Genomic DNA, 17,358 nt, shown 5'->3' with positions numbered 1-17,358 from the left:
CCCGGATTGTCAAACGACAGCCTAGACCGCCACCACGTCCTTGCTTTCCTCGGCCTCGCGCTTGGCGCGGCTGCGCTCGATCAGCCACACGCACCAGATGCCGATCTCGTAGAGCAGGCACATTGGGATCGCCAGGGTCAGCTGGCTGATGGGATCGGGCGGGGTCAGGATGGCGGCGGCGATGAACACGCCGACGATGGCGTAGCGGCGGCCGGCCCGCAGCATCTTCGAGTCGATGATCCCCGCCATGCCGAGCAGCGACACGACCACCGGCAGCTGGAAGCACAGGCCGAAGGCGAGCAGCAGCGAGGTCACCAGGGTCAGGTAGTCCGACACCTTGGGCAGTAGCTGGATGTTGATGGCGGTCGTCGAGATCTGCTGGCTCATCGAGAACCACAGCACGAACGGCAGCATCACGTAGTAGACCAGCGCCGCGCCCAGGATGAACATGAACGGCGAGGCCAGCAGGAACGGCAGGAAGGCCCCCCGCTCGTTCTTGTAGAGACCCGGCGCCACGAAGCGATAGAGCTGCCAGGCCAGGACCGGGAAGGTCAGGACCACGGCGCCGAAGCCCGCCAGCTTGATCTTGGTGAAGAAGAATTCCAGGGCGGCGGTGTAGACGAGCTCGAGGGCCTTGGCGTTGCCCATGGGGATGTCCTTCAGCCCGACGAGCGCCAGCAGCAGGTCGAACGGCCCGTGCTTGCCGCCCGAGTGCTGGGCCGCCAGCAGTTGCTGGCCGACGGTGAAGGGCTTCACCAGGAACAGGAAGATCTGGTCGGAGAAGTAGAAGCAGACGCCGAAACCGACGAACAGCGCCACGACGCAGACGATCAGCCGCGAGCGCAGTTCGGTCAGGTGCTCGAGCAGCGGCGCGCGCGAGGCCTCGATCTCGTCTTCGGGATCATGTCCGATCGAATTGGTCACGAGACGATGTCCGAGCTGGAGGCGGCGGTCTTGGTGGTGCGCTTGCGGGCCGGCTTGGCGGCCGCCGCGGCGACTTCGGCCTTCGGGGCCTTGGCTGCCTTCGGTTTGGCGGCGACGCCGATGTCCTTGGAGGCGGCCTTGGCGCGCGGCTTCTTGGCGACGATCTCGACCGTCGGCTCGGCCACGGCCTTGGGCGCGCGCTTGCGAGCGGGCTTGGCCGGCGGTTCGAGCGTCGCGGCGGCGTCGGCGGCCGGCTCGGGGTTGTGGGCGGCGTAGGGATGGGCCTGCACCGAGCCGCTGTTCAGGCTGGCGTCGATGTCGGCGAACACCTGGTCGACCCCGGCGTCCTTGGCCTCGTCGACGGCGACCTGCACCGGATTGGCGTACTGGCCGGCGCGCATGGCCTCGACCTCGCGACGCAGGTCGTCGAGCTCGGACTGGCGGGCCATCTCGTCGAAGCTGGCGCGGAACTCGTTGGCCATGCCGCGGATCTTGCCGACGAATTGGCCCAGCTTGCGCAGGAGAACAGGCAGGTCCTTGGGACCGACCACGATCAGGGCGACCGCGGCGATGACCAGGAGTTCTGCGCCGCCGATATCAGGAAGCATGCAACCGCCTCAGACCGGCCCGGCTCTCCGCGGAGGGCCTGGGCCGCGCAGTATGAAAAACGCGGCCGCGCCCCGGCTTGCGAAGGCGCGGCGAACAGAGACCTTACGACTTGCGCAGGTCTTCCTTCTCGGCCTCGGTGCGCGGCAGGGCGCCGGTCGACTTGTTGTCGGCCACTTCCTGGCTGCTGTCGTCCTTCAGGCCGTCCTTGAACGCCTTGATGCCCTTGGCGGCGTCGCCCATGATCCCGGACAGCTTGCCGCGACCGCCGAAAAGCAGGGCGACGACCGCGATCACGATCACCCAGTGAATCCAGCTCATGCTACCCATAACGGCGGTGCTCCTTGCGACAGCGGCGCTTTAGCCGCTGCGGCGTGTCGTTACAATGTCTCAGATAATATAGGCGTCCGCGTGGCGTAGAGCCAAGCGGAACGGAATGCGGCGATTGCGCCCCGGCCCAGCCGGGCTAGGCCTTGTCGCCCCCTTCCAGCTCGCCCAGGAAATCCTGAGCGAATTCCGGGGTCTCGCCCTCGTCCAGCGGATCCTCGCCCTCGTCGTCGCGCAAACCCAGGGGATCGGGCACGGTGAAGCCCGGCGGCAGGTTGAGGTCGAGCAGGCCCGCGGCCTTCATTTCGGCCACGCCAGGCAGGTCGCCCAGATTCGCCAGGCCGTAGTGTTCGAGGAAGGCGTCGGTGGTGCCGAAGGTCACCGGCCGGCCCGGCGTGCGACGGCGCCCGCGCATCCGGATCAGGCCCAGTTCCAGCAGCACGTCCAGCGTGCCGCGGCTGGCCTGCACGCCGCGCACGGCCTCGATCTCGGCCCGGGTGACGGGCTGGTGATAGGCGACGATGGCCAGGGTCTCCTGGGCGGCCTTGGACAGACGACGCGGCTCCTCGCGCTCTTCCGTCATCAGGAAGGAGAGGTCGGCGGCGGTCTGGAAGCGCCAGCGGCCGGCGACCTCGACCAGCTCGACGCCCCGACCCGCCCAGGTCAGGCGCAGGTCGGCGACGCCTTGCTTGATATCTGCGCCATCCGGCAGGCGCTTGGCCAGATCCTGGACGCTGAGCGGCTCGGCCGCCGCGAACAGCAGCGCCTCGATGCAGCGTTCGGTGAAGATGGGGTCGAGGGTCATGCGAGGTCGGCGCCAAGGAACCTCCCCCCGTGGGGGAGGCGATCGCGCAGCGATCGGTGGGGGGAGAGACCACGAAACAGGCCACGCGCGGCGGAAGCTGAAAACGCCCCCCCACCGGCCTGCGGCCGCCTCCCCCACGGGGGGAGGTTCCTCAGGGACGCGACCATCACAACAGCCCCTCCCCTCCATCCGTCCGGGTGCGCAGGTAGATCTCCTCGAACGCCCCCATCTGGCGGACGGTCAGCGCGCCCTCCTTGGCCAGTTCCAGGCTGGCCGACAGGGTCGAGGCCAGATAGCTGGCCGGCGTGGGGCCGTCGGGGTCTTCCTCCCAGCGCTCGACCGGGGCGACGCCGGACAGGGCCGTCCACTCCTCCATCCTCGGCAGGAAGGTGCGCAGGCGGTCGCGGGCGTCTTCCAGCGGGTAGGCCTGGGGCGGGCGTGGCGCGTAGTGACGGCCGTGCTCGCGCTTTCGCTGGCTGATGTAGGCGCTCATCAGGGCATAGAGGTCGCCCTCGAAGCGGGTCGAGGAAACGATCTTCACCGCGTCCGGATCGCCGCGCGTGAAGACGTCTCGCTTGAGCTGCGGACGCTCCTTCAAGGCTTCGACCGACCGGCGCATGGCGTCGAGCTTGGCCAGCCGGAAGGCCAGCTGGGCGGCCATCTCCTCGGCCGGCGGCTCTTCGGCCTTGGGGCGTTCGGGCTTGGGCAGCAGCAGGCGCGACTTCAGGTAGGCCAGCCAGGCGGCCATGACGAGGTAGTCGGCGGCCAGCGAGAAGCGCACCCGGCGGGCCTGCTGGACGAAGGCCAGGTATTGCTCGGCCAGGCGGGTGATCGACAGCTGAAGCAGGTCGACCTTCTGGTTGCGGGCCAGGGCCAGGAGGACGTGCAACGGCCCTTCGTAGCCATCGATGTCGATGACCAGGGCCGCGCCGTCTTCGGCCGCCTCACGGGCGGCCGCGAAGTCGAATGTGGGCTGAAAGCCCGTGCTCACCCGGCGTACCGGCCGTCGAAGGCGGCGTCGAAGCGGGCCCGGGCCTCGGCCACGTCGAGCGGCTCGGGAACCTTGACCAGGCGGCCCATCACGGCCTGGGCGCGGCGGCGGGCCTCCTTGGACATCTTGCCGACGCCGGCCATCACGGCCTTCATCTCGTCCATGTCGCCGTTGCAGTGCAGGACGACGTCGCAGCCGGCCGACAGGCTGTCCTTGGCGCGCTGCTTGAAGTCGCCCGACAGCGCCTTCATCGACAGGTCGTCGCTCATCAACAGGCCGTCGAAGCCGAGCGAGCCCCGAATGACCTGCTTGATGGCCTTCTTGGAGGTGGTGGCCGGGCGGCGGCGGTCGATGGCCGTGTAGACGACGTGGGCCGTCATCGCCATCGGCATGTCCGACAGCACCCGGAACGGGGCGAAGTCGCGGGCTTCCAGCTCGGCCAGCTTGGCCTTCACCACCGGCAGCTCCAGGTGGCTGTCGGCCATGGCGCGCCCGTGGCCGGGGATGTGCTTGATGATCGGCAGCACGCCGCCGGCCAACAGGCCCTCGGCGGCGGCGCGGCCCAGCGTGGCCACCTGCTCGGGCGTGTCGCCATAGGCGCGGTCGCCGATGATCTCATGGCCCTTGGGGTCGGGCACGTCCAGCACCGGCACGCAGTCGACATTGATGCCCAGCGAGGTCAGGTCGTGGGCGATCAGGCGCGCGCCCAGGCGGGTGATCTCGCGGGCGACCAGCGGATCGTTGGCGACCAGTTCGCCATAGGCGCGGCCCGGCGGATACTTTCCCCAGTGCGGCGGCTGCAGGCGGGCGACACGGCCGCCCTCCTGGTCGATCAGGATCGGCGCGTCAGGCCGCCCGACCGTCTCGCGCAAAGCCGAGGTCAGCTTCCGAACCTGGTCGGGCGTCTCGATGTTGCGCTTGAAGAGGATGAAGCCCCAGGGCCGCACATCGCGGAAGAAGGCGGCTTCCTCCGCCGACAGGACGGTCCCGGCGCAGCCGAGGATGGCGGCGGTCGACGTGCTCATAGGGCCCTCGCCTACTTCACGAAGCAGGATTTGCCCGCGGCGCTCAGGGCGTCGCAGAACGCCTTGGCGTCGGCGCGGCTGGAGAAGCCCGTGACCGAGGTGCGGTAGAGGGTGGTGCCGTTCTTGTCGATCGCCTCGACCTTCTTGCCCTTGCCTGCGGCCAGGCCCGGCGAGATGCGGGCCGCGTCGTTCCAGGCTTTGTCGGCCAGGGCGGTCGACGACAGGGCGCCGATCTGGACGCTGGCCGGACCCGAGGCGACCGCGGCGGGCTTGGGCGCCGCGGCGGCCGGCTTCGGCGGGGCCACGGCGGCGGTGGCCAGGCTCTCGATGCTGGGCGCCGGCGCGGGCTTGGCGGCCGGCTTGGCGACCGGCGGAGCGGCGACCGGGGCGCTGGGCGCCGTGACGGCGGCCTTGGCCGGGGGCAGGCTGGCGCTCTGCACCGGAGCGGCCGGCGGCGGCGCGGTCGGGCGGGCCATCGGCTCTTCCGGCGGCGCGGCGTAGGTCGGCGAGGCCGTCGGGTTCTCGTGGCTGTAGATCTGCAGGCCGGCGGCCTCGTCGGGCTTGTTCTGGTCCGGCGCCGGCGCGGCCTTGATCTCGGCCACGGGCTCGCCGACCGTGCGCGGCGCGTCGTTGGGACCGCGCACGCCGTTGCGATAGATCAGGAACACCGCCACCAGCAGCGTGCCCAGCACCACCGCGCTGATGATCAGGGTCAGCGGCAAGGGCCGAGACCCGCGCACCGGCTGGCGCGCATCGAACGAAAGCGGCGCATCGGTGGGCGGCGCATAGGCGCCGCGGTGCGGGTCGGACATCGAAAAAGGCTCCAGAATTCCGGCGCGCGTTCACCATGTGCGAATCACGCGCGCAAGTCCCTACTCTACTGGACCCGATGGCCGTTCAGAACTGTCGCACCCTCGACGGTCGTGGGTCGCCCGGCGCGCGGACTCAGCTCCACACATCCAAATGGAACAGCTTGCGGTGTTCCTCGATGGCGAAGCGGTCGGTCATGCCGGCGATGTAGTCGCACACCACGCGAGCCCTTCCGGCTTGGTCGCGGTTCTGCGACTTGGCGAACCATTCCGATGGCAGCACCTCGGGTTCGGCCAAGAACAGCGTGAACATCTCGGCCAGAATGCGGCGCGCCTGGCTGCGGGTGCGGTTCACGCGCCAGTGACGGTACATCCTGGCGTGCAGGAATTCGCGCAGGCGGGCCAGGTCCTCCAGCATGTCGGACGAGAACGACACCAGGGCGTGCGGCAAGGCCCGCACTTCATCCGCCGACGAGACGCCCGTGATCGCCGCGCGCTGCAGGGTCTCGCCCATGACGTCGTCGACCATGGCGCCGATCATCCGGCGCACGGCCTCGAGGCGGGTGATCCGGGCGTCGAGATCGGGCCGCTCGCTGCGCACGGCCGCCAGGATCGGGCCGATCAGCGGCACGTCCATCAGTTCGTCCAGCGAGAACAGCCCCGCCTCGACCCCGTCGTCGATGTCGTGGTTGTTGTAGGCGATGTCGTCCGACAGGGCCGCCACCTGCGCCTCGGCCGACGCCCAGGTGTCGAGCTTGAGCCCGTACTCGCCGTCGTACTTGGAGATCGCCTTCCAGGACGGCTGCCCCAGCTTATGGATCACCGGGCCGTTGTGCTTGATGACCCCTTCCAGCGTTTCCCAGGTCAGGTTCAGGCCGACGAAGTCGGGATAGCGGTGCTCCAGCTCGGTCACCACGCGGAAGGTCTGGACGTTGTGGTCGAAGCCGCCGAACTCCTTGGTCTGCAGCTCCAGCTCGTCCTCGCCGGCGTGGCCGAACGGCGGGTGGCCCAGGTCGTGGGCCAGGGCGATGGTCTCGGCGAGATCGGCGTCCAGCCCCAGCGCGGTGGCCAGCGAGCGGGCGATCTGCGCCACTTCCAGCGAGTGGGTCAGGCGGGTGCGAAACTGGTCGCCCTCGTGGGCGACGAAGACCTGGGTCTTTTCCTTCAGCCGGCGGAAGGCCGAGGTGTGGATGATACGGTCGCGATCACGCGCGAACGGCGTGCGGGTGCGGCTCTCGTCTTCCTGATAGCGCCGGCCGCGTGACTTGGCCGGATCTTCGGCGTAGGGGGCGCGGGGGACGGCGAACGGAGACGTCGACATGAGCGGCCTTTGCTGATCGCCCCTTTTCCCGGAGCGCGGTCGCCCTCATATATGCGATAGATCAAGTTTCCACAGCCATGACCGACATCACCGTTACGCTTTCTTCCAACGCCGCCCGCCGGCTGCACGCCCTTTCCGAAGCCGAGGGGCGCGAGGTGATGCTTCGCGTGGCGGTCGACGGCGGCGGCTGCTCCGGCTTCCAGTACCGGTTCGACCTGGTCGAGGCCGCGCAGGACGACGACCTGAAGATCGAGCGCGACGGCGCCGCGGCCCTGGTCGACGTCGTGTCGCTGGCCCTGCTGAAGGGCTCGGAGATCGACTTCGTCGACGAACTGGCCGGCGCCGAGTTCCGGGTCAGGAACCCCAACGCCAAGTCCAGCTGCGGCTGCGGCGTCAGCTTCTCGATCTGACGCCCCCTTCCCGCTCCTCTCAAGTTTATGGCGTGACACGCGCCAAACTAGGCTCTACGGTCCCCGCCATGATCCTCGCCGCCAGCCAACAGCTGTTTTGGTACTTTAGCTATCCGACGCCTCTGGCGCCGGGAGGGGATCGTTTGGCCTGAGATCAGGCCGCCTAAAACGCCTTTCACCAGCCGCCAGGGGTTCCCCGGGCGGCTTTTTTAATGGCCGCCGGACCCCGCGAATTTTCCGGAGCACGCCATGCCATCCTCGACCGCCGCCACCCTCGTCTCGCTGCCCGTCCCAACCGACGACCTGCGCATCCAGAAGCTCCAGACCCTCAGCCCGCCCGCCCAGGTGATCGGCGAAGCGCCGGCCACCTCGACGACGGCCGAGATCGTCGAAGGCTCGCGCCAGGCGGTGCACGAGATCCTGCACGGCCGCGACGACCGGCTGGTGGTGGTGATCGGTCCCTGCTCGATCCACGATCCCAAGGCCGCCATCGACTACGCCACCCGCCTGGCCGCCGAGCGCGAGCGCCACGCCGGCGAGCTGGAAGTCATCATGCGCGTCTACTTCGAAAAGCCGCGCACGACGGTCGGCTGGAAGGGCCTGATCAACGACCCGGGCCTGGACGGCGGCTTCCACATCAACGAGGGCCTGCGCCTGGCGCGCCGCGTGCTGCTCGACGTCTCGGCCCAGGGCCTGCCGGCGGCGTGCGAGTTCCTGGACGTCACCACCCCGCAGTACATCGCCGACCTGGTGGCCTGGGGCGCGATCGGCGCCCGCACCACCGAAAGCCAGATCCACCGCGAAATGGCTTCCGGCCTGTCGTGCCCGGTCGGCTTCAAGAACGGCACCAACGGCGACGTGAAGGTCGCGGTCGACGCGGTGACCGCCGCCGCCCAGCCGCACCATTTCCTGGCCGTGACCAAGGAAGGCCGCGCCGCCATCGCCACAACCACCGGCAACGCCGACAGCCACGTGGTGCTGCGCGGCGGCAAGACCCCCAACTACGACGCCGCCAGCGTCGCGGCGGCGGCGGAAGCGCTGAGCAAGGCCGGCCTGCCGCCGCGCCTGATGGTCGACGCCAGCCACGCCAACAGCGGCAAGAACCACGAGAACCAGCCGGCCGTGGTCGCCGACATCGCCGCCCAGGTGGCGAGCGGGGCCTCGCCGATCATGGGCGTGATGATCGAGAGCAACCTGGTGGCCGGCCGCCAGGACATCGTTCCCGGCAAGCCCCTGACCTACGGCCAGTCGGTCACCGACGCCTGCGTCGACTGGGATACGTCGGTGCGCATGCTCGAAGACCTGGCGCAAGCCGTCCGTGCGGGTCGCCTGGCGCGCAAGGCCTAAGACGCCTAGACGGAGGGATGCCCCAGGGGCGTCCCTCCCTATCCCCCGAAATCTCGCCCGCATGGCTTGAGCGCGAGGTCGCCGCCCCCTAGCCTCCGCCCGCCTATCGGAGCCCGCCATGCGCATCGCCACCTGGAACGTCAATTCGGTCAACGCCCGCCTGGAGAACGTCCTGGCCTGGTTCGAGGCCGAGGCGCCCGACGTCGCGGTGCTGCAGGAGATCAAGTGCGTCGACGAGAAGTTCCCGGCCGAGGCCTTCGAACGCCTGGGCTACAACGTCGTCGTCCACGGCCAGAAGACCTACAACGGCGTCGCCCTGCTCTCGAAACATCCGGTCGAGGACGTCCGCAAAGGCCTGCCGCTTCTGGACGGCGACGCCGAGGACGAGCAGGCGCGCTATGTCGAGGCGGTGATCTCGGGCCCCAAGCCCGTGCGGGTGATCGGCATCTACCTGCCCAACGGCAATCCGATCGGCACCGAGAAGTTCGCCTACAAGCTGTCGTGGATGCGCCGCCTGCACGAGCACGCCAAGGGGCTCCTCGCCTTCGAAGAGCCCTTGGTCATAGCCGGCGACTACAACGTCATTCCCGAGGTCGAGGACGTGGCCAATCCGGAAGCCTGGCTGAGCGACGCCCTGTTCCAGCCCGAGAGCCGCGCGGCCTTCCGGGCGCTCAAGAACCTCGGCTTCACCGACGCCTACATGCAGGCGGACGGAACGCCCGGCGGCTACACCTTCTGGGACTATCAGGCCGGCGCCTGGCCCCGGAACCTGGGCATCCGCATCGACCACCTGCTGCTCTCGCCCCAGGCGGCCGACAAGCTGGCCGAAGTGAAGATCCACCGCGACGAGCGCGACAAGGAAAAGCCGTCGGACCACGTGCCGGTCGTCGCGACCCTGACGCTCTGACGGCTGGAGGACCGGTAGCCGGCGCCTCTGTCGCGAATCCGCGAACGCCGCTAGCCTCCGCGCCATGAGCGAGTTCTGGCGCCTCCTGTTACTCGTCGCCATCGCCGGGTCGGCCGTCACCTTCATGGGCAGCGCGGCCATCTGGTTCATGGACGAAGAGCGTCGCATCCGCCGCGCCCTCCGCCACGTGCTGAAGGGCGAGCCGGAGACCGTCATCATCGCGCGTGGCCGCGGCAAGGGCGTTGGCTTCTCGTTCGACACCAACACCGCCGCCGTGGCCTGGGACAGCGGGACCTGGTGCCTGCTCTACCGCATCGACGAACTGATGGGCGCCGAACTGTCGGTCGACAATCAGGTGGTGGGTCGGGTGTTCCGCGGCGAGCAGCGCCGCGCCATCGACCAGATCGTGCAGCAGGCCGCCCGCGTCTGCCTGCGGCTGATCTTCGACGACCCGCGCCATCCCGACTTCGAGCTGGACCTGTGGCTGGAGGGCGACGAGCAGCAGCGCCAGAGCCGCTCGCCCGCCCTGGCGATCCAGGAGGCCAACCGCTGGCTGGCCCGGGCCGAGGCGATCGTGCGCCGCCCGCTGGCCCCGCGCGGCCCCTCGCCGGCCGCCGCCAAGGCCGCCGAGCCCGAGATCGCCCGCCGCGCCGAACCCGCCGCCCCAGCCGACAAGCCCAAGCCCTATCGCTCGGCCCGCGAGGCCGTGACGACGGGAGCCGCCGCCGCGGCCGTCGCCACCGCGCCCCTGTTCGAGGAAATCGACGACGGCCCCGAGGCCGCCGATCCGCCGTGGTCGGATCCCGACGCCCCCATCCACGCCTGGGCCGACGACGGCGACACCGCCGACGAGCCGGCCTACCTGCCGCCCGACCGTCCCTACAAGCCAGTGTCCAAGGCCGCCCGCGACGCCAGGGGCGACCAGGACGAGCTGCCGTTCGACCTGGACGACGAGGACGAATACTGAGGCTCCCGCCCGGGTTGCATGGCGCCGCCGCCTGAGGCACGCTCCCGTTTCTCGTGGAGACGCGCCATGATCCGCTTCGCCGCCCTGGCCCTGCCCCTGCTGCTGGCCGCTCCCGCCCTGGCCCAGACGCCGGCCGCCGCTCCTGCGCCGCAGAGGCTGGTGCTGAACCTGGCCGACCGCGACGGCGACGGCGTGGTCAGCCCGGCCGAGACCGCCGAGCATCTAGCAGCCGCCGACGCTGGCGAACTGCCCGCCGCCCAGCCGGCGAGCGCCCCTCATCGGGGTCCCCGCTTCAAGCCGGCACGCGCCACGGCCGAACCGGCCGACGAGGCCGGCTTTCCCGGCCTGTCGATGAAGCGTCGCTTCGTCGAGGCCAGCGAGTTCGAGCAGGCGCTGGAATATCGCTTCCTGGAAGAGCTGAAAGACCGACGCAAGTAGCGGTAAGCCCTTGCCGGACGCCGGCTCGTCGCGTCCACCCAAATTCCGCCCATTTTTTGCCAACTGCGGCCATCCCGTAGTTGCGAGTCGATCTCAACGCGCCTAAGACCCCCGCCCTTAATTGCGATTGATACGCACAAGCGTTGGTACGGGGCGAGTAGATGAAGCAAGCGATGATGACGACCGCGGCGATGGCCGTGGCCCTGGGCGCGGCCGGCCAGGCCTGGAGCCAGGACGAGAAGGCCGAGCGCCTGCCGAAGGTCAGCATCGAGGCGACCGCCGCCGCTCCGCCCGCCGGCGCCTACGAGGCCAACGACCCGGTCGACTCGGGCACCTCGAAGATCACCCGTCGCGCCATCGAGGACCGCTCGCCCGGCACCGGCGACGTCATCGAGACCCTGAAGATCCTGCCCTTCGCCAACTTCGACTCCGACCAGGGCCTGGCGACGCAGGAAAGCATCCAGGACATGCGCCCGGCCAAGGTGTCGATCTCGGGCGGCCAGTTCTACGACAACTACTTCTCCATCGACGGCGTGGGCGTGAACAGCCGCCTGGACGTGGTCGATATCGGCAACGCCCAGGACTACAACGAGGCCGCCGGCGGCAGCGCCCAGTCGATCTGGCTGGACAGCAACCTGCTGGAATCGGTGACCGTGCGCGACAGCAACGTCTCGGCCCGCTACGGCGGCTTCACCGGCGGCGTCGTGCAGATCGAGACCCGTCAGCCCGCGCGCGTCTTCGGCGCCTCGGTCACCGGCGGCTGCAGCAACGACAGCCTGACCTCGTTCAAGATCCCCGGCGTGGTCCGCGATGCGCTGAACGGCGTCGAGCCCGAGCCGCCGAACTACGAGAAGTGCCGGGTCAGCGGCTCGGTCGACCTGCCGATCAACGACAAGGTGCGCGTGCTGCTGGCCGGCGGCCGCCAGCAGACCGACATGACCTACTACCGGCACGCCAACTACGGCGGCACGCCGTTCGGCCTGAAGAGCCGCACCGACAACGCCATGGCCAAGGTCGAGGTCGACCTGGCGCCCGACCTGACCCTGCGCGGCCAGGTCACCTACAGCCCCTATACGAGCGAGAACTCGGCCAACAACTCGCGCAACGCCGTGATGACGCAGAAGGGCGGCGGCCTGACCAGCAAGATCGAGCTGCTGGGCAAGCGCGGCGAGGCCGACTGGTCGCTGACCGCCACCTACGCCAAGGCCCGCAGCGGCCGCGACGCCCCAGGGACCCTGTTCACCTGGTCGTCGACCGCGGCCTACGCCAACTGGTGCTCGTCGACCAACTGCGTCGAGGGCAGCTTCGGCGACCTCGACCAGTGGCAGGAGGACATCGGCCTGCAAGCGCGCTGGAACCAGCCTCTGTTCGGCGGCGACGTGCGCCTGGGCGTCGACTACGGCCACGTGGAGGCCCGCAAGAGCCGCCCGGTCGACAACTACGCCTACCGCACCACCGTCGCCGACAGCCGCATCGTCTGCTCGCAGGGCGACCCGGCCTGCATCGCCGGCGACGCCGCCCTGACCGTCTACAGCCTCTACAAGGCCTATGACGCCTCGGCCGAGGTCGACACAGTCACCGCCTTCGCCGAGTACGAGGTCAGCCGCGGCCCGCTGACCGTGCGCGCCGGCGTGCGCTACGACCACGAAAGCCTGATCTCCAAGCACAACTTCGCCCCGCGCCTGTCGGTGGTCTACGAGATGCCGTGGGACGTCACCGCCACCGTCGGCGCCAACCGCTACTACTCGCGCGACTTCCTCGGCTACGCGATCAAGTCGCAGTACCCGGGCAACTACGTCTACAATCGCACGAGCTCGATCGTGAGCGGCCAGCGGGTGATGGGCGCCTGGACGCTGAGCTCGCACTCGGTGTCGGCCGGCCTGGCCGGCTCGGGCCTGGCCATCCCCTATTCGGACGAACTGACCTTCGCGCTCTCCAAGCCGCTGTTCGGCGGCGTGGCGCGCCTGAAGGGCGTGGCCCGCGAGACCCGCGACCAGTTCACGGCCGGCGTCGAGGAAGTGCAGAACTACGTCCGCGAGACCAACGGCCAGACCTACACCTACCGCACCACCTATCTGGGCAACGACGGCGAGACCTCGTACCGCGGCCTGTCGGCGGAATGGACCCGAGGCGTGGGCCGTCACACCTTCAGCCTGAACGGCTCGTGGTCGAAGACCGAGGACAACATGGGCGACAACACCCTTGTCGATCCTTCGGACGAGGCCGAGTACGGCGACGAGATGGTCTACTACAAGGGCGAGGTGCGCAGCCTGCTGGGCGTCATCGCCACCAACCAGCGCCTGAACTACGCCGCGCCGGGCCTGGCCAACGCCGACTGGAGCGCCGACTGGTGGAAGGGCCGCATCCGCACCAACCTCAACGCCCGCTGGCGTTCGGGCTACGACCAGATCGAGGAGACGGGCGCGACCCAGACCGTGGGCGGCGTGCGCTACGCGGTGTGGGACGTGATCCGCTACAAGGCCCAGACCACCTTCAACGCCAACGTCTCGGCCCTGGTGGCCAAGACCGCCTACGGCGAGGCGCGGCTCGACGTGCGGGTGACCAACCTGTTCGACACCCTGCCCCAGACGGTGACCGCCTCGTCGACCAGCCAGCCCTACCGCATGGGCCGATCGTTCTGGGTGGGCATGAGCTACAAGTTCTAACTCATGAAGCGCGCGGCGAATCTCCTTCTTCTGCTGGGAACGGCGGCGGCCCTTATCGGGCTGGCGCCGGCGCCCGACCCGACGGCGCTTCGCCGCGCCGCCTTCGCGGGCAAGCCTGAGACCTGGCCCGCCCCAACCCTGCTGCCGGGGGCCAGCTTCACGCCCTTCGGCGCCCTGCCCGCCCCCGCCGTCCCGGCCGACAATCCGCAGACGCCGGAGAAGGTCGCCCTGGGCCGCAAGCTGTTCGACGATCCCAAGCTGTCGGGCTCGGGCCAGATCGCCTGCGCCTCGTGCCACAACCCAGAACTGGCCTTCGGCGACGGGGTGAAGACCTCGTTCGGCCACGACCGCCAGCGCGGCCGCCGCAACGCCCCGACCCTCAGCGTCGTGGCCTGGCGCACGCCGCTGTTCTGGGACGGCCGCGCCGGCAGCCTGGAGACCCAGGCCCTGGGTCCCGTCGTCGACCACAAGGAGATGGCCGGCGACCCGCGCGAGATCGAACGGCGCCTGGCCGCCGATCCCGACTATCGCAAGGACTTCCAGGCCGTGTTCGGGACCCGGCGGCCGACGATGCAGGACGCCGCCAGGGCCCTGGCCGCCTACCAGCGCACCCTCAAGCCGCGCAGCAGCAAGTGGGACCGCGTGCTGTCGCTGGGCGGCCGGGTGCTGACCGACCAGGAGTTGCAGGGGCTGGAGCTGTTCCAGGGCAAGGCCGGCTGCGTCAACTGCCACAACGGCCCGCTGCTGTCGGACGGCAAGTTCCACAACATCGGCCTCAGCTTCTACGGCCGCAAGCTGCAGGACCTGGGCCGCTACGAGGTCAGCGGCGACCCGGCCGATGTCGGCGCGTTCCTGACGCCCTCGCTGCGCGGGATCTCCAAGACCGGCCCCTACATGCACAACGGCATTTTCCCCACGCTGGAAGGCACGGTGAACTTCTACAACGAGGGTGGCGCCCGCCCCCGCCCCAAGCCCGAACAGGCCGCCGACCGCCTGTTCCCGACCACGACCCCGCTGCTGAAGCCGCTGGGCCTGAGCCGCGAGGAGAAGGCGGCGTTGGTGGCGTTCCTGGAGACGCTGTAGGCGCGCTTCGCGCGACCCCCTCCGGCCCTCCGGGCCGCCTCCCCCAGAGGGGGAGGTTCCTCATGGGCGCCTTCCTGGGCCTTTTGCCCAGGATCCAGGGTTCAGCCTGCTCAGACCTTTCGCGCACGGTCGTGTTGGCGGGCAGGGAGAAGCGTAAAACATCTGGGTCCCCGCGTTCGCGGGGATTTTACGGGGTGAGGGCATGCTTGCGACGGCGGCGCAGGCGGAAGCGCGGCGTCACCCCATCCCAACCCTTCCTCGTCCGCCAACGGGAAGGCCTTTGGCCCTAGCCCTTCACCGCGTACGAGATCGGGGTCTCGAAGCGGCGGCGGTTCCAGTCGGAGTCGCGGGGAGCCTTGGGGAACGGGGCGGCGGCGGACAGAAGATCCATGGCCGCGGCGTCGAGCGCGCGGTCGCCGCTGCTCTCGACGATCACCGCCCGCGACATCCGGCCGAAGCGGTCGAGGGTGAAGGCCACGACGACGACGCCCTGGGTGCGGCGGCGCTTGAGGCCCTCGGGCATCACCTTGCGGGCCTCGATCCACGACAGCACCTGGGCCGCGTAGGGATCGTGGGTCTTGGCGGCCTCGCCGCGCACCTGCACCGGCGCGCCGCCGCCGGCCGGCGCCGAGGCGGCCGAAGCGGCGACCGCCACCGGCGTCGCGGTCGAAGTCGAGCGGGTCTCGACCGGCTGGGGCGCGACCTGCGGCGCGGCGACCAGAGGGTCGGGCGCGGGAACGGGAACCGGGCGCGGCCGGATCGGCGAGGCCATGCGGGCTTCACGGGGCACGGCCTGCTCCCGCCGCTCGCTCGACGCCTGGGACGGCGAGGGCCGAGGGCTCGGGGTCATGGCCTCGAACAGCGCCGCCTCCATGGCCGGCGGCTCGGAAAGGCCCGGCATGGCGCGAACGAAGCCGACCAGCCCGACGATGACGGCCGCATGCAGCCCGACCGACACGCCGGCGGCGAGGACCTTGTCCCCGCCCCTCCGGCCCGAGCGGGGCCGCCTCACGCCTATGGATTCCGCGACACTCATAAGAATGCGTCGCATCTACAGGATGGACGGCCTTGATACAACGCCCGGAGGGCTACCTGGTCAGGCCGCCTTCAGGGTCTCCGAGCAGACCTCCGGCGCGAAGGCCGGGTAGAAGGTCGCCAGCATCCGCTCGGCATAGGCCACGAGATTGCAGAAGCTCTCGGCCCGGCGACGGATCGGCGAGTCGAAGAACGGCGTCAGGATCTGGGCCAGCATGGAAAAGACGATGGCGTCGACGCTGGTCGGCCGCTCGCCCATCATGAAGGCCTTGTCGCCCAGCAGTTCCGAGAGCGCGGTCAGCGACCATGACGCCAGCTCGACGATCTCGTCGGGCGAATGGCGGCCGATCCCGATGGCCTTCAGGTTGGTCTCGACGGTGTCGAGCAGCCCCGCCTTCAGATCCTGGCGCATGGCTTCGGGCGCGCCGTCGAACCAGCGGGCCGGCCCCTTCTCGAAATTGTCGAAGTCGAAGAAGCGGAAATAGCAGTTGGCCCAGCCCAGCTGGTTCTCGACCATCCGCTCGATCGTCCAGGCCTGGGCGCGCTCGGCGCGGGTAAGGCCCGCGTCGAGATCCACCCCGTAGCTGCGCTCGACATAGGCGCGGATGAAGGTGGAGTCGGCGACCTTGACGCCGTCGTCGTCGATCCAGGGCAGCTGGCCCTTGGGCGAGGTCTCCGGGTGGGCCGGGACCTTCTGGTAGTCCAGGCCCGCCATCATCAGGTGGATCTCGGTCTTGGTGACATAGGGGCTGCCTTCGGGGAGACCGTAGGCCGGGCCGGCGGCGTAGAGCGTGATCATCTCGAGGTCCCTCTCGTGCGGTATTGCGATGAGGAGAGACTGCCGCCACCCTGCTGCCAGCATGCTGTCAGCAACGATCCGGCACAGTGAGACCCATGAGACGCGCTGAACGCCTATTCCAGATCATCCAGATCCTTCGCCGCAGCCGCGCGCCGGTCACCGCCGACGCCATCGCGGTCGAACTGGAGACCTCCAAGCGCAGCGTCTATCGCGACATCGCCGCACTGGTCGGTCAGAGGGCGCCCATCCGCGGCGAGGCGGGCGTCGGCTACGTGCTGGAGGCCGGATACGACATGCCGCCCCTGATGCTGACGCCGGACGAGATCGAAGCCGCCGTGTTGGGCGCCCAATGGGTGGCCGGCCGCGGGGATCCCGCCCTGGCCACCGCCGCCCGCGACCTTATTGCAAAGATCGCCGCCGCCGTGCCCGACAACCTGCGGCCCTACGTGCTGGAGCCGGCCACCCGCGCCCCCGCGCCATGGAACCCCGCGCCCGACAACATCGACATGGCCCAGACGCGGGCCTGGATTCACGCCGGCCGCAAGATCCGGCTGGACTATCGCGACGAGAAGGGCGCGGTCAGCCAGCGCGTCGTCTGGCCGGTGACCGTCGGCTACATGGCCACCACGCGCATGCTGATCGCCTGGTGCGAGCTGCGCGACGACTTCCGCAACTTCCGCACCGACCGGGTGGTGGCCGCCGAGTTCCTCGACGACCGCCACGGCCAGCGCCCCGCCGTGCTGCGCGCCCGCTGGCAGCGGCAGATGGACGAGGAATGGGCCGCCTACGACGCGGCCAAGGCCGCCGGGGGCGCTCCGCCCGCCCTGCCCTCGGGCTCATGATGCCGGCGCGCCATAGCAGATCACCGCTCCACGGCCACAATTGCGAATGAGTTTGC

General features: G+C 69.7%; 19 protein-coding genes. 9 read left to right on the top strand and 10 right to left on the bottom strand.

What is annotated here, in order from left to right:
* Positions 1-21: 21 nt before the first annotated feature.
* From tatC to V6S85_RS19705, 8 genes are all read right to left on the bottom strand, one after another.
* Positions 22-924: a twin-arginine translocase subunit TatC gene (gene tatC, locus V6S85_RS19740; RefSeq protein ID WP_116567485.1), complete on the bottom strand. Its 903-nt coding sequence runs from the start codon at positions 922-924 to the stop codon at positions 22-24.
* The gene (gene tatB / locus V6S85_RS19735; protein ID WP_334349993.1) at positions 921-1,532 is read right to left on the bottom strand and encodes a Sec-independent protein translocase protein TatB; all 612 of its coding nucleotides are present in this window, start codon (positions 1,530-1,532) and stop codon (positions 921-923) included. Before tatB ends, tatC begins: the two co-directional genes overlap by 4 nt.
* A 103-nt stretch (positions 1,533-1,635) precedes the next feature.
* Positions 1,636-1,860 carry a twin-arginine translocase TatA/TatE family subunit gene (locus tag V6S85_RS19730; RefSeq protein WP_058349436.1) on the bottom strand — a complete coding sequence of 75 codons (225 nt, stop codon included), beginning with the start codon at positions 1,858-1,860 and terminating at the stop codon, positions 1,636-1,638.
* Positions 1,861-1,996: 136 nt separating this feature from the next.
* A complete protein-coding gene (gene scpB, locus V6S85_RS19725; protein WP_116567490.1) occupies positions 1,997-2,662 on the bottom strand; it encodes an SMC-Scp complex subunit ScpB in 666 nt (221 codons plus the stop codon).
* A gap of 166 nt (positions 2,663-2,828) precedes the next feature.
* On the bottom strand, positions 2,829-3,653 hold the full coding sequence (locus V6S85_RS19720) for a segregation and condensation protein A (protein ID WP_116488641.1): 825 nt from the start codon (positions 3,651-3,653) through the stop codon (positions 2,829-2,831).
* Positions 3,650-4,678 (bottom strand): beta-N-acetylhexosaminidase, encoded by a 1,029-nt coding sequence (gene nagZ, locus V6S85_RS19715; RefSeq protein WP_116567492.1) that lies wholly within the window; start codon positions 4,676-4,678, stop codon positions 3,650-3,652. Before nagZ ends, V6S85_RS19720 begins: the two co-directional genes overlap by 4 nt.
* Before the next feature lie 11 nt (positions 4,679-4,689).
* Complete coding sequence (gene ftsN / locus V6S85_RS19710) at positions 4,690-5,490, bottom strand: cell division protein FtsN (RefSeq protein ID WP_334349992.1); 801 nt, start codon at positions 5,488-5,490, stop codon at positions 4,690-4,692.
* Between the two features lie 133 nt (positions 5,491-5,623).
* Complete coding sequence (locus V6S85_RS19705) at positions 5,624-6,808, bottom strand: deoxyguanosinetriphosphate triphosphohydrolase (RefSeq protein WP_116567496.1); 1,185 nt, start codon at positions 6,806-6,808, stop codon at positions 5,624-5,626.
* A 77-nt stretch (positions 6,809-6,885) separates the two neighbouring features.
* Here V6S85_RS19705 and erpA point away from each other — a divergent pair, with 77 nt between their 5' ends.
* From erpA to V6S85_RS19665, 8 genes are all read left to right on the top strand, one after another.
* On the top strand, positions 6,886-7,218 hold the full coding sequence (gene erpA, locus V6S85_RS19700) for an iron-sulfur cluster insertion protein ErpA (protein WP_116567498.1): 333 nt from the start codon (positions 6,886-6,888) through the stop codon (positions 7,216-7,218).
* A gap of 68 nt (positions 7,219-7,286) precedes the next feature.
* A complete protein-coding gene (locus tag V6S85_RS19695) occupies positions 7,287-7,370 on the top strand; it encodes a hypothetical protein (protein WP_101711352.1) in 84 nt (27 codons plus the stop codon).
* Between the two features lie 97 nt (positions 7,371-7,467).
* Complete coding sequence (locus V6S85_RS19690) at positions 7,468-8,565, top strand: 3-deoxy-7-phosphoheptulonate synthase (protein ID WP_334349991.1); 1,098 nt, start codon at positions 7,468-7,470, stop codon at positions 8,563-8,565.
* Positions 8,566-8,683: 118 nt separating this feature from the next.
* Entirely contained in the window at positions 8,684-9,472 is a 789-nt protein-coding gene (gene xth / locus V6S85_RS19685; RefSeq protein ID WP_334349990.1) for an exodeoxyribonuclease III, read from the top strand.
* 64 nt (positions 9,473-9,536) lie between these two features.
* Complete coding sequence (locus V6S85_RS19680) at positions 9,537-10,439, top strand: hypothetical protein (protein ID WP_334349989.1); 903 nt, start codon at positions 9,537-9,539, stop codon at positions 10,437-10,439.
* Positions 10,440-10,505: 66 nt separating this feature from the next.
* A complete protein-coding gene (locus V6S85_RS19675) occupies positions 10,506-10,877 on the top strand; it encodes a hypothetical protein (protein ID WP_334349988.1) in 372 nt (123 codons plus the stop codon).
* A gap of 161 nt (positions 10,878-11,038) precedes the next feature.
* A complete protein-coding gene (locus tag V6S85_RS19670; protein WP_334349987.1) occupies positions 11,039-13,543 on the top strand; it encodes a TonB-dependent receptor plug domain-containing protein in 2,505 nt (834 codons plus the stop codon).
* A gap of 3 nt (positions 13,544-13,546) precedes the next feature.
* On the top strand, positions 13,547-14,626 hold the full coding sequence (locus tag V6S85_RS19665) for a cytochrome c peroxidase (RefSeq protein ID WP_116567510.1): 1,080 nt from the start codon (positions 13,547-13,549) through the stop codon (positions 14,624-14,626).
* A gap of 286 nt (positions 14,627-14,912) precedes the next feature.
* On the opposite strand, the gene V6S85_RS19660 is transcribed toward V6S85_RS19665, so the two are convergent.
* Together V6S85_RS19660 and V6S85_RS19655 are read right to left on the bottom strand one after the other, a co-directional pair.
* Positions 14,913-15,638 (bottom strand): energy transducer TonB, encoded by a 726-nt coding sequence (locus V6S85_RS19660; RefSeq protein WP_334349986.1) that lies wholly within the window; start codon positions 15,636-15,638, stop codon positions 14,913-14,915.
* Positions 15,639-15,722: 84 nt separating this feature from the next.
* Positions 15,723-16,460 (bottom strand): glutathione S-transferase family protein, encoded by a 738-nt coding sequence (locus V6S85_RS19655; protein WP_334349985.1) that lies wholly within the window; start codon positions 16,458-16,460, stop codon positions 15,723-15,725.
* Between the two features lie 95 nt (positions 16,461-16,555).
* Between V6S85_RS19655 and V6S85_RS19650 the strand changes: the two genes are divergently transcribed.
* Complete coding sequence (locus V6S85_RS19650; RefSeq protein ID WP_334349984.1) at positions 16,556-17,302, top strand: helix-turn-helix transcriptional regulator; 747 nt, start codon at positions 16,556-16,558, stop codon at positions 17,300-17,302.
* The last annotated feature ends 56 nt before the right edge of the window (positions 17,303-17,358 follow it).

Source organism: Caulobacter sp. CCNWLW153, assembly GCF_036889365.1.
Taxonomy (GTDB): domain Bacteria; phylum Pseudomonadota; class Alphaproteobacteria; order Caulobacterales; family Caulobacteraceae; genus Caulobacter; species Caulobacter radicis.
This window is presented reverse-complemented; position numbering and strand designations above follow the sequence as displayed.